The following is a 21,693-nucleotide window of genomic DNA, read 5'->3' on the forward strand; positions in this document are numbered from 1 at the left end:
CCCGATATATATAAGAACAACTGAACGTCCCCCTCTGTGTAGTTACAAACATAGTACCTTAAAACCCAAGGTAATTATTTTTCATTAGGCGGCATTTAATCCGCATCTATACTGCAAACAAGACACTGATTTTCTTTCGCTGATTTACCTGCAAAGGTGTCTTCATGTATAAAACTGTTGCATACCACGCATTTCTTGTTTTCTATTAGATCAATTTTTCTACGGTAATATCCTAACGCTTCAATCTTTGTACGAATGATTTCCCTCCTTCTTTCAAACCCATAGCATGCCGCAAGAAACGATCTGAAATCAAAGCGTTGTGTTACGAGCATGATGAGTTGGAATCCGTTTTCATGCCCCGCTGTGGATGCATCAATTCTGGCATAAATAACAGACGCCTTTTTTTTACTCTTTTCATTTACTTTAAATATAATGCCGCCGCCTCTTTTCAATAAGGTATGTTTTACATAGGTGTCATGAAGGTATTTCCCCAATGTTTGTTCAATAAGGGACTCCGAAATATCCGGTGGAAATTGCATTTTGTAAAGTATGAATTTTACGTCTGATTTGTCTGTTGGTTCAGGTATGAGTTCATGTATGCTGAAGCCGGAACAATATTTTTGTATACCGGCAATTTTCCCGGCGAGCGTTTCCCGTTGTAATGCTTCTTCTGTGATGGCATTTGAAAGGAAAGAAAGGTGATAGATATTTATGCCATAAGCAAAATCTACCGCCGGTTTTCCATCTATAAATTCTCCTATATACCCTGATAAGGCGTAATAATAAGGGGTAATGTGGGGCAGCGCCATCATAAGAGAACGCGCAATAGCTACCCCTATAAAACGTTTCGGGATTAAACGCAGGACAGGGTCGATTTCGGCAATAACCCGCAGTGTAATCTGATTTTTTTTGCCGTCGGCAACATGTTTAATATCTTCCCGCAAAAAGGGAGGAAAAGTGGTGTGTTGGGTCAGGCTTTTTTTATGAGTTGCCGTTGGGCATGCGCCGCAGCCAGTACAATTTACTTCAATACCCTCCCTGCCTAAACAGTAATCCTGTTCGGTAAAATTTATGGAACGTTCGTATTCTTTCCATAAAAAATGTTTAGTAATGCCTGTATCAATTTCATCCCAGGGGAGTATCCGCTCTTCGCTCTTTTTTTGAAAAAAGTCATTTTCTGAAAGACCTGACTCCTCTAAATATATTTTCCAGTTCTTTTTCACTTGTTTGGGAACCGTATTGTAATAAATAAAATCATCGGCAATCGATGAACGTATAAGGGCGGGGGTTAATCTGCGATCACCCATTGCCAGGAGCTGCATCAGCCAGGTATCTTCATGGGAGGCGCTTTCACGAAATTCCATAGCGTTGACTTTGCATATATTTTCTATTGCAATAAATATCTTTTTATTTTCCTCAAGCGCTGTCTTGCAAATATCGAATTGGAGTGGAGTGTGTGGCGGATAGTACAAACGCGTCAGGCTGAAAATAACCCTTGTTTTGCAATGAGAGAGGTTTTTTAAATCGGCGAGGCTTTCCACAAATCTGCTGAATTCCTCAAGATCTTCTTTGTTTTCAAGTCCTGTGTAAATCAAAAAAATCTTGAGTTCCCGCATACCATTTTCGAATAAATATTCACAGGCAGTATATATTTGGTCTTCGGTAAGATTCTTATGCAGGTAACGGCGCAATCGTTCACTGATGCCTTCCATACCACAGCTTACCGTAGTCTTGCCAATGATTCTTTGCACCTCTGCGAGGAATTTATCTGTAGAGAGGAGGTCGAAGCGCTGGCTTTTCAGATTTACATTGGTGATTTCCCGGTAAAACGACAGGATCATGGGATAGAGTTCCGTGTGGGTATTAAAGTTAAAACTCATGAGGTTTATGGTATCCAGCCCCTGAAGCGCCTTTGCCTTTTTCATACTTTCTGACAATTTTGCCAGCGATCTTTCCCTGTACGGTTTCCGCTCCCAGCTTTCCGCACAGAACGAGCAAAAACATGGGCATCCATTGCTGATTTGTATACTACCGCTGCCCAAATTTTCAGGGTCATACCATATCGGGCCTGATTCCAGCGTCCGTGTTTGATCAAGGTCATATACTATGGCGCTCTTTACCGGACAGGATACGTAAGGCGCCTTCGGGGCAATTTCCGATAATTCCTGTGCCGATAGATTGTTTTGTACAATTGTTTTATAGCGGTGTTCATATTTATCGGGTTCATAAAACCCGTCTACTTTGCCGTGGCATTCCTTTAATATCCTTGCCTTTGTCCAGCCAAGTGCCTTTCCTTGTTTTACTATTTCAAGGAATTGTTTTACGGCGTACTCTCCTTCGCCAATAAACACAGCATCCACAAGTCCGTAATGATTTTTACCGCCCTGTTCATTCACCGTTCCGTGTAGTGTTTGGGTAACAGCAGCATTAGCGCCTCCCAGCACAATCAGAGGAATAGTATTTTGATCAATGCGCTCGCTTTTATAAAGGGGTATGCCTGAAAAGAGCAATAATTTGGGCAAATTAAGCATTTCCAGCACAAAGGAGTTGCTTATACCAATGACGTCAAAAGCACAAGGCGGCTCCTTTGTGGTGGTTCCCACCCAAAGTGGAATTTTTGCATCGATCATTATTTTCAGGTCTTTGGGAGGCGGAAGAAAGGCAAAGTCGGTAAAGACCCCTTCGGTTTCCTGTGCTATTTGCGCTATCAATGCGTGGGAGATAGAAGCAGACACATCGCGGTATGTTGACAGGCGGCATATAAGAAATCGCACTTCAGATTCAGAAAACAGGGCTGGGGACATAGTATTAGGCTCCCCGCCTTTTAACCAAAGACCTGCAATAGAAAGAGAGTAATACTTCTCTTCATACCACTGACGGATTTCAGAAGAAGATTTTAGACAATCTGCTGGCATTGTACAAAACATAGTGGGCAGTGAAAGAAATTAAAAAATTATGTGATTGTTTACACAACAGTGTATAAAAGGTATGATATGGCATTGTATCTGATAGGCAGTGATTTTACAATGATTTGAATTGTAACGTGAATAATCCATGATTCAGCCCCCCTTTTTAGTACCTTAGCAGTAATTTCTTTGCATTTTTTGGCAAAATATTTAATGGTGAAATACGAAATGCTAAATACGAATCCACCCCCTGCACCCCCGCCAGCGGGGGACATTCTCCCCCTTTGGAGCTGGCAAGGGGGAGGATTTGGGAATTTGTTTCGTATTTCGTGCTTCGTATTTTTTATCTCGCACTTGTTTGGTTCTGGCTATGCCAGCCTTGGGTTCCCAGTTTTTAATATACATCATTTATGTCAATATTTATAGATACCGCCACTCCGGAAGAAGCAAAGATAGCAAAGGATTTCGGATGGGTTAAAGGAATTACGACAAATCCCTTGCTCCTTGCCGGAGCAGGCAGGAAGGCTGAATCCGTATTAGCACAACTTGCAGAACTCAATATGGGAAAGCTGTTTTATCAGCTTATTTCATCTAATAGTAAAGACATGCATAAGGAAGCCCGTATGGCAAAAGAGATTGCAGGCGACCAGCTTGTACTGAAAATCCCTCCGGTTGCCGCCGGGTTTCAGGCAGTTTATTCTCTTTCAAAAGAAATACCCTGTTGCGTAACTGCACTATACAGCGTATCACAGGCATTAGTGGCAAGTGAGGCAGGCGCACAATACATTGCGGTGTATGTTAACCGCGCAACAAAGTTGATAGGAGACGGGCTTGCGCTTCTGAATGCAATGTCAAAGATACTTCACGGTAGCACCACGGAAATTCTGGCGGCAAGCATCAAATCTTCTGAAGAAGCAAGCAGCTCGCTTCTTTGCGGCGCCGACCATCTGACCTTGCCTTTTAACATATTATCCACATTGTGCATTCATGAACATTCGGAAGAAGCGGTGCGTCAGTTCAACTCAGGGGGAACAGGGATTCAGATTGAAGTAAAATGAATAAGAGATAAGAAGCTTTCTGAAATTATTGAAAGGATTGAAACGGATTTGTCATTCAAAAGATTCCAGGCGGGTCCAGGTTTGTAACCTGAACCCGCAGATGTAGTTTCCGGCGCCGTTACGTTCCCGAACAGCAATTTGGGGTGGGCATTTCCAGTAGTCCTTAAATTTTTTATTAGCCGAAAATCAACATCTTCATCGGCAAGGATTTTAAGTGGCAATTAATTCCTCCAGTTCAATTACGTCTGCGGAATATGAAAGAGCAGCCAGGATATCCTCTTTTGTGAGATGAGGATATACCTCTAATAATTCTTCTACGGTTATACCTTCCGATAGCTTTCTCAGAACATGTTCAACGGTTATTCGCGTCCCTTTAATTATAGGTTTACCAAGCATTATTGCCGGATCTGTTATTATTTTCCCTTTATAAATCATTGCTATTGCCTCCCCGATAAATGAAATACCTACAATACCGTTACAATTTAACCCTTCGTAAATATAACCAATTACGTTGACATTAATCAAGCATTCAACTAACATTTTTCGTTAAATAAGGCTTTACGCAATGATTTAACAATTACTTTTCCCAAAAAACCAAAGTGTTACCGTTATTAACCTGCCTTATCCAAAAATATGCAAAGACCTATCATCCCCATTACACTTTTATTTCTCTGCGGTATTTATCTTGGATCTCAGACAAAAATTCCCCTCTCCATAACCCTTGGAATATGCCTGTTCTTCTGGATAGTATGTTTTTTCACCTTATTTTTAAACAAAAGTTGCGTATTCCTGCTGCCATTGTTGTGTATTTTTATCATTATCCTTGCCGTTGCCTACTACGATTGCCGTAATGATTTTATCCCACGCAATCACATTGAACACGCGCTGGGTACGCAAAAATCTTTACTCCGCGTAAGGGGAATAATTGTCAAACCTCCCATTATTTTGGAGGGAAACGCACATAATAAACTATTTCTGAATCGCCAATCAAATACCTTTGGTGAAAAATCTCACCATAAAATATCCTTCATACTGCAGGCAAAAGAGATGAAAACCGTATCCGGATGGGAAGAAATATTTGGACACATCAGGGTTACCGTATACCTGCAGGACGAGGAATTACTTTCAGGCATCACATTACAAGAATTAGTCTACGGTCAACGAGTGGAATTGCTTGGCCACGCATATCTTCCCAAAACACCGGGCAACCCCGGAGAGTTTAACTATGAAAATTATCTAAAGAGGCAAAAACCGTCTATTAATTCCTTAATGACCATACTACACATAAATAACATAAAAATAGCAGACCCCGCGTTCCGCAGCCGGTTTTATAGTTTTATATACGCTTTAAGAAATTACTTAAACAACACCATTTACACTCACGCTTTCAGTAATAGTGCTCCGTTAATCAGCAGCATGTTATTAGGCAACAGGGCGGGGTTATCGGTAGAAACAATTGATACTTTTGCAAAAACAGGGATCATCCACTTCATCGCCATCAGCGGTTTTCATGTTGGAATAGTAATAGTTACCGTGCTGTTGCCGCTGCGTGCCCTGGGCGTCAATCAAACAGCGACCATAGGTATAATAGTGTTCGTTACCATTTTCTATGCACTTTTAACGGGCTTTAACCCACCGGTGCAACGCGCGGGCATCATGGCCATTGTTTTCTTTTGCGGCTATTTGGTGCATAGGCAATGGGACATCACCAGCAGTATTTTTACGGCAATATTATTTATTCTCCTGCAAAATCCATCAGACCTTTTTAGCATTGGGTTTCAGTTGTCAATCATGGCAACGATGGGCATCGTCTATGGTGCGCCAAAGATTGAGGCAGTGTTATTTAAGACTGCTTTGTTTGTAGAAAAATTACAGGCGCCTGAAGAACGAGGCAGGTTATTTTTTATAAAAAAATATGTACGTAAACTCCTTTGCGTCTCTCTGGCAGCGTGGATTGCCACCCTGCCACTCACCGCATATTACTTTCATCTTTTCACGCCATACGTATCCGTAATAAGCATCATAGTGTTTCCCTTATTCTGGATTATCATTGTCAGCGGGATTGTTTTGTTATTCTTCGGGACCATATTTCCTCCATTCGCTTCGGTTTTTGCATGGCTGGCGTCTGCCACTGATATCGCATTGGAATCAATTGTTTCAACGTTGTCTTTCCTGCCGTATTCCCATTTTTATGTGATTGGGCCTTCTTTAACAGGGATTTTCGTCTATTATTTGCTGCTCTTCTTCCTTCTTTATCGCACGTATTTATCAATACACTATCTTCATATTGTACTATGGGGGCTGATAAGCGCTAATGTTCTCACCTTCTCCGGTATAATAAAATCCAGGCCACATGCTTTAAAAGTGACCTGCTTAGATGTTGGGCATGGCGCTGCCCTGTTTATTCAATTCCCCAACGGGAAAAACATCCTGTACGATGCAGGTACATGGCACAATTATGATGTGGGAAAACAAATCGTCGCGCCTTTTTTATGGAGTGAAAAAATCAAAAAAATCGACCTGGTAATTTTATCCCACGAACACAATGATCACTGGAGCGGTTTGCCTTCAATCATCGAAAGATTCAACGTAAAACGAGTGTATTCACAACCATATTTTTTCCAATCGGAAACAGGCCGTATAATACACGAACGTCTCCATAAAAAAAATATTCATACCGCTGCGCTTTCCCATGGATTAGAGATAAAAGGTTTTGAACCCGTAACGGTAAAGATACTCCATCCCTCTTTTTCCCCTTCATCTTCTTTATCAACAAATGATAATTCCTGCGTAGTGAAGATTGAATATTCCGGGCATTCCATTCTTTTATGTGGTGATATTCAAAAGCAAGGGATAAACACACTCTTATCAGAACAGCAGGCCATCAGGTCAGACATTGTGCAGATACCGCATCACGGCTCTTATTCAGTAAACCTGCCGCAGTTTATCAATAGGGTTCAGCCGTCATATGCCTTTATCAACTCGCAGCATAATACGGTGTCCCACATGACAACCAATACATTAAATGATTACCATGTCGTAACAACTCAAACACATCGGGATGGCGCTATAACATTTTTACTAAACAAGAATGGTATAATGTACTCTGTTTACAGGAATTAATTCCCTGACAATAAAAGCATTATAGTTTTTTGCTTGATTTGCTTTTTTGTTTGTGATAGAAGCTACGGGTAAGTACAAGACAATTTGAAAAAAGGTAAACCAATCGTGAGGTTGGGACACAAAGCCATGGGTCTTTCTTAAAGAAGAATGCCAGGTTGCCAGATTTAGCGTAAAAGGAACTTTTGCTTTGTTAAAAGGTAAAGCTATTTTATTTTTTGCAAAGTAAAAAAAAATGCTAAGGCCCATGCGTCAGATATTAAATCTGCCATGGGTCTTTTTTTATGGTTGAAGGAGAGAAGGATATTTAGTGTGTAATTGTTTCAGATTTTTTGTAACACTTTAGTCTTTTGAAAAACTACAACAATGTAGTGCTACGAGGTTCGTCGCACCAAAAAAAAGCAGTGCGATAAGGCATAGTATATGTTCAAGACAATGCGACTAACCTAGTTGCACTACAAATAATTATCTCCAGTTTCAAAAGACTAAAGTGTTACGATTTTTTGGTGAAAAAACAACCTCCACCCCACCCCTGCCCCTGTGGTAGACCTGGCATACTTGCCTGGCATTGCGATGACAAGCGTAAACGTTTGTTCTGCCAATAAGGGAAATTGGGAAAGTCCTCTCTTGGGAGAACCTCCCGCAATCCCCTTCCCGGAGAGGACTAAGGGGTGGGTAAAAACAAAAGCCGTTGGTTTTTTATTTTTAAAATCCAACCGGACTAGCATATACAACGGAACAAAGCCGCTGCCAAAGGCAAGCGGATTCAGCCCTGGTTCTCAAGCCGGAATCTGGGAACGGCGTTTTTACTTTTTCAAAAGACTAAATCGTTACGATTGTTTACCGATTACTTCCAATAACTGCAACTATCAGATAAGGAGATGAAACATACTTGTAAAAAAATATAATGTAACAAAAAACAAAAACAATTTGAAAAAAGGCAAACCAATTGTGAGGCTGGGACGCAAAGCCATGGGTCTTCAGGAAAGAAGAATGCCAGGTCGCCAAATTCAGTCGGTAAAAGAGTTTATTTAATGTTCACAACATATCTTGCATAGCTTTTGTATGCTTTATCGCGGGTATTGCGGCGGTAACAATGAATCCGGCAATACCCGATCTATGAACTTTAAATAATAAGGTATTTACCTTCTCATTGTGTAACTAAGACCCGGACGTAAGATGCCAATATCTGCCCCGGGTCTTTTTCTTTTGATGAAAGGAGGTTTTTCCGCAAAATGATTTTAATATGCTGCTGAATACTATCAAATCATACCGGTACGGCAGCAAGTATGCTGCATACTTTTCGGTAAATTTTTTTACTACTCTATTATCATGTCTACCACAATGAACAAGAAAATATTAGCACGAAAATTGTTTGCGGAAGGGAAAAAATATGACCGCCTTTTCCCCAATTCGGAACAAGCAATAGATGCTTACAAACAAAGCCTTAAGAGTGATAGTGCCTTCACTGACGCCTATGTAAAACTGGGATTTATCTACCTTGCCAGAAACGATTACGGCGAGGCGCTCCATTATCTGCAAAAAGCAGCCTCATTAGAACCTGATAACGCAGAAACACTTAACAATCTTGGCTATGTTTATGAAAAAATGTTTCGGTTTGCCAGCGCAAAACAAATGTACAAAAAAGCCTTAACAATAAATCCTGAAAATATTGAGGCGCTGGTTAATATTGCTAAAATTCTGGAATTGGAAGGTAACTACAACGGAGCAATAGAACAATATAAAAAGACTATCGCACGCTACCCTGATGCCATTTTTCCGCATTTCTGCCTGGCAGTTCTCTATGATACACATGACATGTTTGACGATGCGATAAGAGAATATGAGCTTGTTTTGGGAAAAGACCCTCATTATGTAAAGGCAATGTTTAATCTGGGAAGTCTTTACGCCCAATTAGGGAATAGCAATGAGGCTATCATGCTTCTGAAACGGGCTTCTGAATTGAATCCGCAGGAAGTAATAATCCTCAACAAACTGGGGGAAATGTATTTATTCATTTCAAATTATTCTGCCGCAGAACAAGCCTTAAAACAATCCATTGCATCAAACCCGTTTCAGGAGGATGTACAGGTGAGTATTATACACGCTCAATATTTACAGTATTGTTCAAATCCCGAAACAGCAAAAAAAGAGGAAATTATCCTCAGAATCCATTTTGTCCTTTCATTGTATTCCTATAATAAAATGTGCCGGGAAATTTTAAACGCTTTGAATTAGCAATACCATTTTGGCGAGTTCAGAGGGGATTTTTATAAATGAATTGGATTGATATAATACTATCTGTAGTCCTTTGTATTTCAGTGATTTTTGGCTTTGTTGACGGACCAATATGCCAAATTCTTAGAATCTGTAGTTTGTTTCTCTCTTTTTGTGTGGCGCTTTTTTACCATGCAGTCATAAGCAACATCTTCTGCAATGTGTTTTCGGTTTCATTGCACAATGTATTGAGTTATTTCATCCTGTTCGGCCTTGCAGCGCTTATAACCACAATTATTTCAGATTTTCCCAAAAACATGGTCGACAATTTGAAAATGGGCGGTTGGTATAATGTATTGTGCGCGGTATTAGGATTTGTTAAAGGGACTATCCTCTGTGGTGCGATCATCTTCGGCATCCTCAATTTATGCTCCATGCCGGCATGCGAAATGGTTTGCACCTCGAAAATAGCAACGGTAATGGGAAATGGAATGCAAAATGTAGCAGCAATTACCTCAAACAATTTTTTTGACCCGTTAAAGAAAAACAGAGGATCAGACAATGCAAAAATGGCAAAGGGTACGGAATTTTAAATTAGGCTGGGTTTGGTAGCAACTTTATTCGGTTATTGCTCTTAATGTCAGAACTCTTAAAGTGTTTTTTTTGTCAGAAAGTACCCAAGTTGATTAATTACCGTGGGAGAGGTGTGAATTCAAGACGCTTTATGTCTGGTGGCACAGGCTTCATATTATTCGATGGCCTTTACTTTGATGTGACGCAGGGCGTAGGAACTAGAAGAACGAATTTTGGGAACAAGCCGGAATTACATTTATTTTGCTTATTATAAATCATTTTGTATAATGCTGTTACGGCTGTCCCCTAAAAAATATAATAAAAACATCCTGGCTTTTGATAACAGAAAATAAAAATTTTATGTCACATACAATCTGCATACTAACCGGCCCCACTGCCAGTGGAAAATCGCAAATAGCCCTGAAAATAGCTGAAAAAACCGGGGCAGAGATTGTTTCCGCCGACTCTATGCTAATTTATCGTGGCATGGATATTGGGACGGAAAAGCCATGCGCTGAGACAAGAACCAAAATTCCCCATTATTTAATAGATATTAGGGAACCGTGGGAAGAATACAGTGTGGGAAATTATATAAAAGACTTTGAAATCATCACGAATAATCTTTATGAACAGGAAAAACCCTTTATTGTTGTCGGCGGCACGGCGCTTTATCTTAAAGCGATCATGGATGGTTTATTTGACGGTCCTCCGGCAAATTGGGAATATCGGAACCGGTTAAAAACAATCGCAAAAGAACAAGGAACAGAGTCTTTATACCATATGCTTGAAACAATTGATCCAAAGACCGCCAGCCGGTTACACTCCAATGATCAGAGAAGGATAATCAGGGCGCTTGAGGTTTTTCAACAAACGGGGATAAGCATTTCTTCTTACCAAACCCAGTTTGGGAATAAAAATCCGAAGTACCATTGCATTGTTGTTGCGATTATGCATGATCGCAAAGAATTGTACCGGCGTATAGAATCGCGCGTGGATGATATGTTTTCGCGGGGTCTTATTGATGAAGTGAAAGCTTTGATAAGTAACCCCCTGGGATTAAGTAAACAAGCTTCTCAAGCGCTTGGATACAAGGAGGTTATTGATTTACTGAAAGGGAATTATTTGCTTCCGGATGCAGTCAATGCAATCAAACAAGGCACGCGCCGGTTAGCAAAAAGGCAAATGACCTGGTTTAGAAGTTTCTCCGATATTCACTGGGTCACGGCAGATTCACCTGAAAATGCCGATTCCCTTGCAGAAAACATCCTGGATTACTTTGCTCTGAAAAATCCTGCACTGAAGAAAACGCTTGCTTGCTGAAAAGACAAAAAATATCTTTTTGAAGATTGTACTCACAAAGCACACCGAGTCCACAATGAAAAAAAGCGCAAAAACGAGGTTTTTACCGGGCAATATGAAAATGATGCATTTATTGAAATCACGAAAACACGCTGATACGTGTAAACCTGCTTTGCAAAAAAGGCCCTCCCTCTTTAAACAGCACAATATAAAAACAGTATTGGGGCTTGATATTGGTAACAATGCATTAAAGGCAGTAAAGATTATTAAAAAAAATAATGAAGTAACCGTTGTGGACTTTGATATCATTGAGTACCCTGCTGCCCTGCCAAATACAAAATTACTGGAATCCCATCACATCAGAGATGCAATTAAAATCTTTCTGTCAAAGCATACTTTCAGTAAAAAAACGGACGTCGTGGTCTCCGTTCCCGGACAGCTTGCCTTGTCAAGATTCAGCACTATTCCTTTAGTGAGCAAAAAGCAATTAAAAAGCCTTGTTTCTTTTGAAGCACAACAGCAGATACCGTTCGACCTTAAAGACGTTGTGTGGGATTATCATCGATTATCCGGGCGAACTCCAAATGAAGAAGGCATCGAAATTGGATTTTTTGCGTCAAAACGGGAAACGCTTGATTCCATTATAAACAATATCTCTTTCCCGGAGTTCAACCTGACCGGCATACTTAGTTCACCGTTAGCAATATATAATCTGGTTCTTTTCGATCAACACGTGGAAGGCCCAACCATCATCGTCAACAGAGAGGAAGAAAATACCGACCTTATCATTATTGATCACGCGCACTTCTGGCTGAGAACTATTCCATTACATGAGGTAAATGCAGATTTTGTAAAAGAAATACAACGGTCTATGGAATATTATAAATCCTTGAGCAAAAGCACAGACACTGTCCATTTCGAAAAACTCCTGTTCGTCGGGAATAAATCAAATGATCCGTTATTACAAAAAACCATTCAGGACAATTTCACCTATAAGGTTGAATTATTAAATACTTTAAATAACATAAGAATTTCCCGCACAGTTGATCAAGCCCTTTTCTCCGGTAATTGTGCTTCATTAAGTGTTGCGCTGGGGCTAGCCATTCAAGGCATCGGACTGGGAAAAACAGCGATTAATTTACTGCCTAAAGAGCGAATACTAGCCGCACAAATTGCAAAAATGAAACCCTATGCAGTCGTAGCCCTTGGATGTTTTGCGCTGTTAATAGCCATTCAATACATTGGGCTTCGCACCCATATTTCCAAACTTAACAACGCACGCAATTATCACCAGGCGATGCTGCAAAATGTGAAAAACCTTGAAAACACTTATAAGAACGCTGATAAAATCTTCAATGAAAAAAAGTCCGAACTGGAATTTATATCATCCATAGACCCCGCGCGATTTTTTTGGATTGAATCAACGGAAAAATTACTGGCGTCAATTCCAGACAATGTCTCGATAAACTCCCTGCAATCTTCCTGGATAGACCCTGATGCGTTAAATATCGGCGAAGGCAAAGCGAAGAAAAATCAAAAGGATAGTATCGTGAAAAAATGTCTTCTTATGGGCATAAGAGGAGAAAGCAGAGAACCTGGCATACGTTATATCGAAGAGCATGTTTTACAACCGATTAAGAATCTAACGCTTTCCGGACAAAAAATCGCGGCATTTAAAAATGTAGAACTTGTCCCCAACTCCTGCCGTCAGGTATATTCTGAAGCCGAAGCAACAGAGTGCATCAGCTTTGAAATACGATGGCTGGTAAAATCACAGGAAGAAATTATCGCAGAATCGGAAAAAATGTAACAATTTACGATTTGGGATTTTGAATCGTAAATTGTAAAAAGGCGGAATCAAAAGTATCGTAATACTTTAGTTCTATAAAAAAAACCGCTCGTTCCCAGGTAGCGACAAGGCATGCCTTGTCGCTACCTGGGAACGAGCATTTTTGCTTTTTCTAAAATCCAAACTGTTACAAAGTATCGCTACTGCGACGTTTTTATTTCAGATGCTGCAGCAATTTTTTGATATAGGCAGGTTTCAAATCTGCCTAACCCTTGAAAAATGAAAGAACAACCCTGTCAGGGTTAATGCCGTGCCGATTTTTGTGCAGGACGTAAGAATAAAATGTAGCTGTATTGGTAAATAATAACTGCTAAACAATTAAACGTGAAAAATATTGTATGGATTCCGGCATAAACGACAATCTTGCAAAAGGTGAAAAACATACGGAAAGCGTTCTTTCATCCCTGTACAATTTCTGGACAATTATTGGCGCTGTTTTTCTTGCGATGGTAATTGTTCTTTTTGTTTTCAACTACTCTCTTTTAAAACAACACGCTACTATTCACCACGACCTGGAAAATATGTCATCCATGCTTGAGAGGTATGCCCTGTCAAAAATTACGTACAATAGCAAATGGATACAGGCAAAAGAGGCAGAGACGGATAAATATAATGAGGAAATTGAAAAATGCCGCGCCCTGATACATCGTATGGATAGTCAATTGGAAACATTTTTCTTAAAGAACATTCCAGGAAAGGGAATAGTAAAGATTGAAGATGAAGCCTTATGGAGACAGGAATATTTAAAAAAGGTTTCCCGGTTATTTGCAAAATTAGAAGAAAGCACTATCGGCTTTCATGGATCCGCCTTGCCATTTTATGATTGGGGAACCACTATTCCTACATGGGATGAAATCCTGCCCGAACAAAAAAGATTCTGGATACTTGAAGCGCTGGTCAACGCACTTCTTAAAAATACGGGCGTAATAAATCTGGAAAAAATCTCTTTCAAAACTGCGCCTAACAACAAAGACGATACCCACCTGCCGATTTATTCCACCATCCCCTTAACTATTTCATTAGCGCTTGAAGCAGAACGTTTACCATTTTTATTGAATGATCTCCTCACTGCCAGTATTCCATTTGTTATTGAAAATATAAACATTGAAAGCACCGGCAAAAAAACAGTCGGCATAAATTACAGAAAAAACGACGGCAATCCGATAGAAAATCAGGATACTTTAGCGGCAATGCCAACAATTTCTATTCTTATTGATGCATATGTGATTGACTTTAAAACATAAAGAGCAAACATTTTTTTGAGTACGATGGATATAAGAAATTTACAGATTAAACATAGCGGAAAATGTATTGCAGGCATCATGGTGTTTTGTCTTTCTTATACGATGTTTCACACATTTGTTCTGTTGAATGCAAAAACACACAAAATGGTATCATCTTTGGAAGCGTCATCCGAAGCAATTGAAAGAAAACCTTTGACAAGCAAACCGCCTGAAGTAGAAATATCATTAACAAACGCGCGGGAAATGGAATTACGCTTTACCACGCCTCCCCAGCCAAAAATATTGGAACGGGCGTTTGTTTTTACTCCATCAATAAAAGACCGCCGTGAAGGTATTACTCTCAGGGATTTGCTAAAAAAGAGACGCTATCAGGACGCTTCCCGTCTGACGGTAACGGAAAAAGGTGATACGGAATTTATTTATAAAGGCGGCACAGAAGACCTCGCCTTGATTCAGGTGAGAAAATTATATCGGGATGTTTGGAAAGAAAGCAGCTTTACTGTTTCAAAAGGAATGCCTATCGGTGAAAAAAGGATCATCGGGAAAGAAACTATACCTTTTGATACCCGTTGCAAACTTGTGGAAATTATCCCCTCCGCTCAAAAACCGATTATCATAAAAAGACGCATTCTTCAACAAAATGAAAAAGGCGAATTTGTAGGAACAACCATTATGGAAGAACCGCATATGATTACATCATCCAGTATCTTATTTAAAAACAGGGACGGAGAACTGTACAACCTTTGGGCGGGAGAATTGATAAATTTAGGGACAGAAACGGTATCAACCGGTTTTTCTGAAATACAATGACTGGCAATTAATTGAGTACAACAGGAGAAACAGGTTTGATCTCGTTCCCAGGCTGGAGCCTGGGAACTAGCGTTTTTGTTTTTTCAAAAAACTTAAGTGTTGTCAAAGAATAAAATCCCATATACATCACGCTGGTAAAGGAGAAACTACATGAAAAGTGTATTTGTGTTTACCACTTTTGCCCTTTTGTTTTTTTTGCCCCTTGGCACATATAAAACATGGTCGCAAGATAACGATAGCGCTGAAAATAATTCATCTCTCACAGACAATTACTATCTTAAATCCGCAAAAAAACACCTTGAATTAAATAATTATCAAAGGGCTGTTAATGAACTGACGCTCGCTATTTTATTAGACCCCGGTAACGCGGAAGCGCTAGCACTTAAAAATGAAGCCATTTCGCGCCTCAAAGAAGATGCCGTCTTGCCCGAAACAACGAAGGCGGCAACATCCGTTCCTGCAAAAACAATTGATACATCAGAATTGTTGAAACTAGCACGTGCTGCGGCAGAAAACAACCGCTACGATGACGCTACAGCACTGATAGAACAGGTGCTTGAAACAGAACCTGACAATAAAAGAGCCTTGTACTTTAAAAAGAGGCTGATGGAAATAAAACAAAAAGCACCCGCTGTGACGCCGGAGAAAAAAGACCCTTTAGTCACAAAGAGAAACGCAGAAGAAGCGATAGACAGAAGCGTCAAAAACGAACGTCCTGAATTGCTTAATAAAGAAGGTGAAACCACTTCCACACAAACTGTTTCCGCTGCTGCCAAAAATAAGGAACTATTGCAAATGCCCTATGAAGAAACCCTGGAAATTGCCGAAACATTTTCCGGAGATATGATTACCGGACAGAAACAATATGCTTTAGGTTCTATAGAAAACAGAAGGCATCTGGAACAAGAACTCGATGAAATAGAACCTTACAATGAAGAAGCTTTGTATTACAAAGAAAAGGTAAATATAACAAAGCACAAATCGAATTATGAAAATCTTAAAGCAATCTATTCGCAGGAAAAACTACGAAGCAAGGAATATCTCAAGGAATCATCTGTTCCCTACCAGGATATTATTCGTTTCCCGGATCAAAAACAGTGGGACGGTATTTCAAACCGCAAACTCCCTGAATTATCGGCATCGGTAAAGGAAAACAAGGCCAGGACTGAACTCCTGAGAACAATACCAAATCCCACAGAAATACAATTTTCACAAAAAATTGAAGACGCCTTAAACACCATTATTTCCTTTGAATTTATTGATACATCATTAGAGGACGTCATTGCATTCATTCGGGAAAAAACAAACATAAATATGGTATTTGACGCAGATACGGGGGATGTTCCCATTACGTTAAGATTAAACGAAGTGTCTGTAAAAACCGCGTTGAACTACTTGCTTCCGAAAGGATATGAGTATCTCGTTGAAGGCGACATATTGCATATATACAAACAGAAAATGGAGCTGCGGGTTTATGATGTAAGGGACATATTAATCAACCTCGACGATAAAGAACCCCTTGAATTCGATATCACTGCCGCAACATCCAGCCAGTTAAGCATGACAAGGGGTGAGTCTGCCAGGGTAAGAGACCCTTCTGAAAGAGTATTGGATTTAATAGAGATGCTTGTTACAGCAATCGAACCCTCTTCATGGTCTGCCAATGCCGGAATTATTGGAAATCCTACTACCGGAGTACAACGAAGCATCCGGACAAGCGGGCAGGGAGAAGGGAGCATCACCGCCCGAATGGGGCAACCTGGAGATTTGGTAGTAGTGAACACAACGTTCATTCATAAACAAATTGAAGACGTGCTGGCGTCGCTCAGAACCTCTCAAAATCTGCAGGTAAATATAGAGGCGCGTTTTATCACCGTAACGGATGAGTTTTTAGAGGATATCGGTACAGATATAACCAGGTTTTTCAGTGATAATACATCCGTCAGTACAGGTGCGGCTGATATTGCGGGAGACTTAGGCAGTGGTATTGACCTCAACTTTGCCATATTCGGAAATTCTGCATTAAAAGGTTTTTTGAAGGCGGTGCAGGAAAGTAAAGGGTCGGAAGTGCTCACCTCGCCGCGAATAACGCTTTCAAACACGCAGCGCGGGAATATCGCCGTACTGCAAACCAGAAATTACATTCAGAGCACCACGGTTGAAGACGGGATAGTCACTCCGGTTATCGGCACAGTGCCGGAAGGCACAACGTTTGACGTAAGGCCTATCGTAAGCGCTGACAGAAAATTTGTCTACCTGGAAGTAACCCCTTCTGTCTTTGCTATTGAAGAAATAGAATCCTTTACGTTTAGCGGATTATCAGAAGGGGTGAGTGTTGGTGGAGGCGACGGCACCACTTACATACCTCCAGAACAGACAATACAGCTTCCCAGGTTAAATGTCTCTCAGGTGTCTGTGACCGTATATGTGCCGGATAAAGGCACACTCATGATTGGTGGACTGGGTTCTCTCAGTAATAAGGATGAGACAAGCGGAGTTCCGGTATTATCCAAAATACCCATCATTAAAAGACTGTTTACCCGTGATCAGAAAACACGAAATAAATCGAATCTCATCATCTTGCTAAAACCAACAATCATCATTAAGGAGGAACAGGAAAGGTTTCTCCATCTGACAAATGAAAAATCCTATATGCCGTCTGTTTCAAAGACAAAAAGGCAGTAGGCGCCGAGGATTTTCGCAACTTCTCAGCATGCTTTTTTAGTCGGCAGTTTCCAGTCCTCAATCGGCAATCTGCAAACTGCCGACGGCTGATTGTAGATTGCCGATGCCGGTTGCAACCCTGAACCCGCTTGAGGTAATTATTATGCAAAACCAAAAAGGGTTTTCTCTTATCGAACTGATCGTTGTCATGGCTATCCTGGGCATTGCCACCGGGATAGCAGTGCCTGTTTATAATAATATGAAACCGCAAATAAGGCTGAATGGTGCGGCAAGACAGGTAATGGGAGATCTTATGTGGGCAAGAATGCAGGCAGTCAGTCAAAACAACAGATACAGGATAATTTTTTTGAATGAGTACCAATATCAGATTTTAGATGACGATAATAGTAATGGAACTGCAGATTTAAATGAAAAAATAATAACAAAAGATTTAAATGGAAAATATCCCGGAATAACCTTTAATCCTGTCCCATCACAAAATCCTATATTCGGCACAAATGGTTTATTGCACTGGCCTTTCGGTATTACCATAACCCTGGAAAATCCTCATGGGAAAAAATCTCTTACAATTGCACGTACCGGCCGGGTTAAAATTAATTAATATTTTTTTAAATAAAAAAAATGCTCGATCCTCATGATAATGCAGGTTTTTCTTTAATCGAAATAATGATTTCTATCGCAATCATTGCCATTGGATTATTTGCGGTAATGAGCGTACTCATCATAGTAGTAAAAGGGAATGCCCACAGCAACAAGTCAACTACGGCTGTAACCTTAGCGCAGGATAAGTTAGAGGACTTCAGGAATATGGATTATGATGAAATTACCGGCACATACACCATATACAATAATCCTGACTATTATCTGGAAGTAACTGTTGGCAATGACACTCCTATCGTAAACACAAAAACCGTAGCAGTAAGCGTCTACTGGAATCCTGGAACAAGTACTTCGGTACATAATGTTCAATTAAAAACTATTTTTACACAATAGGAATTCCAATGTCAGTTTTTCGCAACGATAATGAATATGGCTTTACGTTAGTTGAATTGTTAGTAGGTCTTGTCCTTACTGTTATTATTCTGAGTACAGCGGTCAAGTTACTTATTTCACAGCGGAAGGCATTTAGTGTCCAGGAGCAGGTAAGTGAGATGCAGCAATATATCCGGTCAGCCATGGACATAATGACCCGCGAGATCAGAATGGCTGGTTGTATGGTAACAGGTACAAGCACAATCAGGACTTCTGGCACGAGCACAATTACTTTCCTGGGCGATATTGATAGCGACATTGCCGCCACCCTTGTTACTAATGCCAATGCAGGAACAACCGTAGTTTTCGTTAGTTTAACGCCAGATAGTAATTATTCGATAGCAAGCACTGATTATATCTATATTTCCGATGGAAACCGTACAGAAGTTATTCCTTCTGATAGTTCCGCCAGTCATCTGGTAGGTGAACCAGACCCGATTTATTTAAGCTCAGGTTTATTGTATTCATACATTGCAGGGAGTACTACCGTTCGTACCGTGGAAAATGTTACTTTTAGTCATGACACGGCTAATTTAAAGATATATCGAAATAGTCAGCCACTTGCAGAAAATATTGAATTTATTAGTTTAACATACGGTACAAATACCGTCACAGGAGCTACAAACACCGTTACCATTGCTATAACAGGACGTACTGCTAACATCGATCCAAATTATTCCGGAGACGGTTATCGGCGCGGAACTCTCACATCAATTATTAAATTGAGAAATCAATAATGGAATTAAAACAATCCAAAAAAAAGTTTTCTCTAAACGTGATGGGTGGACAGGACAAGGGATTAGTCCTTATTGTTGTTCTTGCATTAATAGCAATTTTAGCCATAGTAAGCACAGTCGCTGTTTACACAACCACAACAGATATTAAAATAAGCGGAAATTACAAGACCAGCGTCCAGGCATTCTATGTGGCGGAGGCGGGGATATATGATGGAATTGGCCGATTAATGAATGGCAACATATCAGATGATGGAGCAAAGACAGACCCGGATTGGAACGTTGCAGGTTCTTCTACCGGTTTTAACAATAGTTTCACCGTAACACATCAGGTTATTGACAGCAGTGTTGTGACGGATGACGGAGGCACTCCCCTTTTTCTGATTACATCAACGGGTTCCAGCTCGTCTTCAATAAAGCAAATAGAAGCTGTTGTTCGCCTCGTGTATGCGCTTCCTTTCACAAAGGCATTGGAGGGATGCGACGGTGTAACAATAGAAAGCAATGGTTTTACCGATAGTTATGATTCTGACCTTGGAACTTATGATTCACAGGTAATTCCCGTTGGTACCAGGAAGGACAACCAAAATAATGCATGGGCAAGGGATAAAGGAAATGTAGGTACCGCCAATGCCGGTGCCGATATAACTGTCGATGGCAATGCACAGGTACATGGAAATGCCAGGGCAACAAGATATGTTGGGGCATCCGGAACGGGTTCTCCTGTAACGGGACTGGGAACCCCGGCAAATCTTACCGGATATAGAGGCTCTCCGGACACCACCGGCGTTAATGCCGTTATTTATGGAATCCCCACCGAAAATAATCCACCCACCGATTGTGACCCATTAGATACCGCGACTATTTTTGATGAAGCAGATGATATTGTGGACAGCAATAACAATGCTGAGATAGTCAATCTTTCCACCAACAATCCTTATAATTCATCTAATAAGGCATTCAGCCTTAGTAGTAACGATGCGTTTTCTCTTGGAAGTCCCGGACAGACCAGGAATTATCATTTCAACAGTTTTGAACTCAATTCCAATTCAACATTAACCATAAATGGAAGTGTAACTTTTTATGTAAGCGGGGACTTTGAAGACGCTAGCAATAGCAGTTTGACATTGAGTAGCGGTTCAACGTTGGCTGTTTATGTTACAGGCGAGTTAGATATCTCATCCAATACCATTGTTAATCCGGGGGCGCCGACAGACCTTATGATATATTCTTCTGCCGCATCTTCCAGTAACAGTGACTATAAGATCAGCATAAGCTCAAATTCTACTATAACCGGCGCTATCTATGCCCCTAACGCTGCAATTGACATTAGCTCAAATTCCGATTCGCTGGGAGCAATCAGGGGAAAATACATAAAGAGCCGTTCAAACGCAAAATTCCATTACGATGAAGCTTTTGGAAGGTTGGAAGGGTATCCTGTTTTAGGCTATGAAATTATTTCCTGGAGCGAAATTAATTGAGGGCCTTTCATGATTATCACGTTGGACGGAATTCCGGGGACTCCATGCTTAGTTATTTAAATTAGACTGCCTTTGGCGGCTTTCTCAATGTAGAGCGACGAGGCTCGTCGCTCTACAATTGCAACCTTGAATTTACTTATCATTAAATTAGGTTGGGTTTTTAAAAGACAAAAACCCAACGGTATCCATTTTTACCCACCCCTGTCCCCTCCCCAATAGGGGAATTTGCTGTAGAGATGCACAGCCGTGCATCTCTACTTTCACCGGGATTCCACAAATTTTCCCTTTAAAGAGAGTTTATAGAGTTGACGATAAAGGCTGTCTTTTTTTAATAATTCCTCATGAGTACCCTCTTCTATAATTTCTCCCCTGTTTAATTCAATTATCTTATCACAAGAAGGAGAGGGAAGGGGAGCATTATATATATCGTCTGCCGGGGACAGCTTGAAATCGAGGCAAGTGGCGGTATCGTAAACATGTGGGGACAAATAATTATGATTACTTACGGGGAACCCCCTTGCACCGGTATAAGTGGTGAAGAAAGGTTAGAAATACCAAAAGGAACTATGCATATTTATTATAGCACAGATGCAATAAACAAATATGCCGACCCGCTTACTTTCGAGGTAGATTCATGGAGGGAAGTATATTGAAGGCGGAATTCAGGGGACTCCATGCTTAGTTA

General features: G+C 40.5%; 19 protein-coding genes and 2 riboswitches. Of the genes, 14 read left to right on the plus strand and 5 right to left on the minus strand.

Translation table 11 applies throughout. The features are described 5' to 3' along the window. Window positions 1-95: 95 nt before the first annotated feature. Complete coding sequence (locus tag M5U24_RS10345; RefSeq protein WP_157820579.1) at window positions 96-2,915, minus strand: radical SAM protein; 2,820 nt, start codon at window positions 2,913-2,915, stop codon at window positions 96-98. 401 nt (window positions 2,916-3,316) lie between these two features. Here M5U24_RS10345 and M5U24_RS10350 point away from each other — a divergent pair, with 401 nt between their 5' ends. Next, window positions 3,317-3,964 (plus strand): transaldolase family protein, encoded by a 648-nt coding sequence (locus M5U24_RS10350; protein ID WP_099325665.1) that lies wholly within the window; start codon window positions 3,317-3,319, stop codon window positions 3,962-3,964. Here the strand turns inward: M5U24_RS10350 and M5U24_RS10355 are convergent. Then, a complete protein-coding gene (locus M5U24_RS10355; protein ID WP_099325664.1) occupies window positions 3,946-4,185 on the minus strand; it encodes a hypothetical protein in 240 nt (79 codons plus the stop codon). The two genes, M5U24_RS10350 and M5U24_RS10355, sit on opposite strands and share 19 nt — an antisense overlap. After that, on the minus strand, window positions 4,175-4,504 hold the full coding sequence (locus M5U24_RS10360) for a DUF433 domain-containing protein (protein ID WP_230405704.1): 330 nt from the start codon (window positions 4,502-4,504) through the stop codon (window positions 4,175-4,177). The genes M5U24_RS10355 and M5U24_RS10360 overlap by 11 nt, the downstream gene beginning before the upstream one ends. Before the next feature lie 93 nt (window positions 4,505-4,597). On the opposite strand from M5U24_RS10360, the gene M5U24_RS10365 reads away from it, so the two are divergent. Next, window positions 4,598-7,087 (plus strand): DNA internalization-related competence protein ComEC/Rec2, encoded by a 2,490-nt coding sequence (locus M5U24_RS10365; RefSeq protein ID WP_099325663.1) that lies wholly within the window; start codon window positions 4,598-4,600, stop codon window positions 7,085-7,087. 83 nt (window positions 7,088-7,170) lie between these two features. Continuing rightward, window positions 7,171-7,250: riboswitch (cyclic di-GMP riboswitch) on the plus strand. Between the two features lie 319 nt (window positions 7,251-7,569). Here M5U24_RS10365 and M5U24_RS10370 read toward each other — a convergent pair. Beyond that, on the minus strand, window positions 7,570-7,818 hold the full coding sequence (locus tag M5U24_RS10370; RefSeq protein WP_298202366.1) for a hypothetical protein: 249 nt from the start codon (window positions 7,816-7,818) through the stop codon (window positions 7,570-7,572). A 195-nt stretch (window positions 7,819-8,013) separates the two neighbouring features. Next, a riboswitch (cyclic di-GMP riboswitch) is annotated at window positions 8,014-8,093 on the plus strand. A gap of 335 nt (window positions 8,094-8,428) precedes the next feature. Here M5U24_RS10370 and M5U24_RS10375 point away from each other — a divergent pair. The 11 genes from M5U24_RS10375 to M5U24_RS10425 all read left to right on the plus strand — a co-directional run bounded on the left by M5U24_RS10375 (window position 8,429) and on the right by M5U24_RS10425 (window position 21,008). Beyond that, entirely contained in the window at window positions 8,429-9,322 is an 894-nt protein-coding gene (locus M5U24_RS10375; protein ID WP_164995531.1) for a tetratricopeptide repeat protein, read from the plus strand. A gap of 38 nt (window positions 9,323-9,360) precedes the next feature. Further along, on the plus strand, window positions 9,361-9,894 hold the full coding sequence (locus tag M5U24_RS10380; protein WP_099325659.1) for a CvpA family protein: 534 nt from the start codon (window positions 9,361-9,363) through the stop codon (window positions 9,892-9,894). A gap of 340 nt (window positions 9,895-10,234) precedes the next feature. Further along, window positions 10,235-11,194, plus strand: a complete 960-nt coding sequence (miaA, locus tag M5U24_RS10385; RefSeq protein WP_099325658.1) for a tRNA (adenosine(37)-N6)-dimethylallyltransferase MiaA — start codon at window positions 10,235-10,237, stop codon at window positions 11,192-11,194. 55 nt (window positions 11,195-11,249) lie between these two features. Next, window positions 11,250-12,983, plus strand: coding sequence for a pilus assembly protein PilM (gene pilM, locus M5U24_RS10390; RefSeq protein WP_157820578.1), 1,734 nt, complete (start codon window positions 11,250-11,252; stop codon window positions 12,981-12,983). A 377-nt stretch (window positions 12,984-13,360) separates the two neighbouring features. Continuing rightward, on the plus strand, window positions 13,361-14,266 hold the full coding sequence (locus tag M5U24_RS10395) for a hypothetical protein (protein ID WP_099325656.1): 906 nt from the start codon (window positions 13,361-13,363) through the stop codon (window positions 14,264-14,266). Window positions 14,267-14,281: 15 nt separating this feature from the next. Continuing rightward, a complete protein-coding gene (locus M5U24_RS10400) occupies window positions 14,282-15,076 on the plus strand; it encodes a hypothetical protein (RefSeq protein WP_298202371.1) in 795 nt (264 codons plus the stop codon). A 150-nt stretch (window positions 15,077-15,226) separates the two neighbouring features. Further along, the gene (locus M5U24_RS10405) at window positions 15,227-17,761 is read left to right on the plus strand and encodes a hypothetical protein (RefSeq protein ID WP_298202373.1); all 2,535 of its coding nucleotides are present in this window, start codon (window positions 15,227-15,229) and stop codon (window positions 17,759-17,761) included. Window positions 17,762-17,903: 142 nt separating this feature from the next. Then, window positions 17,904-18,362 carry a type II secretion system protein gene (locus M5U24_RS10410; RefSeq protein ID WP_169704204.1) on the plus strand — a complete coding sequence of 153 codons (459 nt, stop codon included), beginning with the start codon at window positions 17,904-17,906 and terminating at the stop codon, window positions 18,360-18,362. A 20-nt stretch (window positions 18,363-18,382) separates the two neighbouring features. Further along, complete coding sequence (locus M5U24_RS10415) at window positions 18,383-18,754, plus strand: prepilin-type N-terminal cleavage/methylation domain-containing protein (protein ID WP_099325652.1); 372 nt, start codon at window positions 18,383-18,385, stop codon at window positions 18,752-18,754. An 8-nt stretch (window positions 18,755-18,762) separates the two neighbouring features. Continuing rightward, on the plus strand, window positions 18,763-19,530 hold the full coding sequence (locus tag M5U24_RS10420; protein ID WP_099325651.1) for a prepilin-type N-terminal cleavage/methylation domain-containing protein: 768 nt from the start codon (window positions 18,763-18,765) through the stop codon (window positions 19,528-19,530). Further along, window positions 19,530-21,008 (plus strand): pilus assembly PilX N-terminal domain-containing protein, encoded by a 1,479-nt coding sequence (locus M5U24_RS10425; protein WP_099325650.1) that lies wholly within the window; start codon window positions 19,530-19,532, stop codon window positions 21,006-21,008. Before M5U24_RS10420 ends, M5U24_RS10425 begins: the two co-directional genes overlap by 1 nt. Window positions 21,009-21,268: 260 nt before the next feature. On the opposite strand, the gene M5U24_RS10430 is transcribed toward M5U24_RS10425, so the two are convergent. Then, window positions 21,269-21,496: a hypothetical protein gene (locus M5U24_RS10430; protein WP_298202377.1), complete on the minus strand. Its 228-nt coding sequence runs from the start codon at window positions 21,494-21,496 to the stop codon at window positions 21,269-21,271. A 6-nt stretch (window positions 21,497-21,502) separates the two neighbouring features. On the opposite strand from M5U24_RS10430, the gene M5U24_RS10435 reads away from it, so the two are divergent. Then, complete coding sequence (locus tag M5U24_RS10435) at window positions 21,503-21,661, plus strand: hypothetical protein (RefSeq protein WP_298202379.1); 159 nt, start codon at window positions 21,503-21,505, stop codon at window positions 21,659-21,661. Window positions 21,662-21,693: the final 32 nt, after the last annotated feature.

This window comes from Candidatus Kuenenia sp., from assembly GCF_027493735.1.
In the GTDB taxonomy this organism is placed as follows: Bacteria; Planctomycetota; Brocadiia; order Brocadiales; family Brocadiaceae; genus Kuenenia; species Kuenenia stuttgartiensis_A.

What these genes read in the sequence shown, in the direction of transcription:
- M5U24_RS10345 (WP_157820579.1), bottom strand. Translation starts at nt 2,915, where the DNA reads ATGCCAGCAGATTGTCTAAAATCTTCTTCTGAAATCCGTCAGTGGTAT.
- M5U24_RS10350 (WP_099325665.1), top strand. Translation starts at nt 3,317, where the DNA reads ATGTCAATATTTATAGATACCGCCACTCCGGAAGAAGCAAAGATAGCA.
- M5U24_RS10360 (WP_230405704.1), bottom strand. Translation starts at nt 4,504, where the DNA reads ATGTTAGTTGAATGCTTGATTAATGTCAACGTAATTGGTTATATTTAC.
- M5U24_RS10365 (WP_099325663.1), top strand. Translation starts at nt 4,598, where the DNA reads ATGCAAAGACCTATCATCCCCATTACACTTTTATTTCTCTGCGGTATT.
- M5U24_RS10375 (WP_164995531.1), top strand. Translation starts at nt 8,429, where the DNA reads ATGAACAAGAAAATATTAGCACGAAAATTGTTTGCGGAAGGGAAAAAA.
- M5U24_RS10380 (WP_099325659.1), top strand. Translation starts at nt 9,361, where the DNA reads ATGAATTGGATTGATATAATACTATCTGTAGTCCTTTGTATTTCAGTG.
- miaA (WP_099325658.1), top strand. Translation starts at nt 10,235, where the DNA reads ATGTCACATACAATCTGCATACTAACCGGCCCCACTGCCAGTGGAAAA.
- pilM (WP_157820578.1), top strand. Translation starts at nt 11,250, where the DNA reads ATGAAAAAAAGCGCAAAAACGAGGTTTTTACCGGGCAATATGAAAATG.
- M5U24_RS10395 (WP_099325656.1), top strand. Translation starts at nt 13,361, where the DNA reads ATGGATTCCGGCATAAACGACAATCTTGCAAAAGGTGAAAAACATACG.
- M5U24_RS10405 (WP_298202373.1), top strand. Translation starts at nt 15,227, where the DNA reads ATGAAAAGTGTATTTGTGTTTACCACTTTTGCCCTTTTGTTTTTTTTG.
- M5U24_RS10410 (WP_169704204.1), top strand. Translation starts at nt 17,904, where the DNA reads ATGCAAAACCAAAAAGGGTTTTCTCTTATCGAACTGATCGTTGTCATG.
- M5U24_RS10415 (WP_099325652.1), top strand. Translation starts at nt 18,383, where the DNA reads ATGCTCGATCCTCATGATAATGCAGGTTTTTCTTTAATCGAAATAATG.
- M5U24_RS10420 (WP_099325651.1), top strand. Translation starts at nt 18,763, where the DNA reads ATGTCAGTTTTTCGCAACGATAATGAATATGGCTTTACGTTAGTTGAA.
- M5U24_RS10425 (WP_099325650.1), top strand. Translation starts at nt 19,530, where the DNA reads ATGGAATTAAAACAATCCAAAAAAAAGTTTTCTCTAAACGTGATGGGT.
- M5U24_RS10435 (WP_298202379.1), top strand. Translation starts at nt 21,503, where the DNA reads ATGATTACTTACGGGGAACCCCCTTGCACCGGTATAAGTGGTGAAGAA.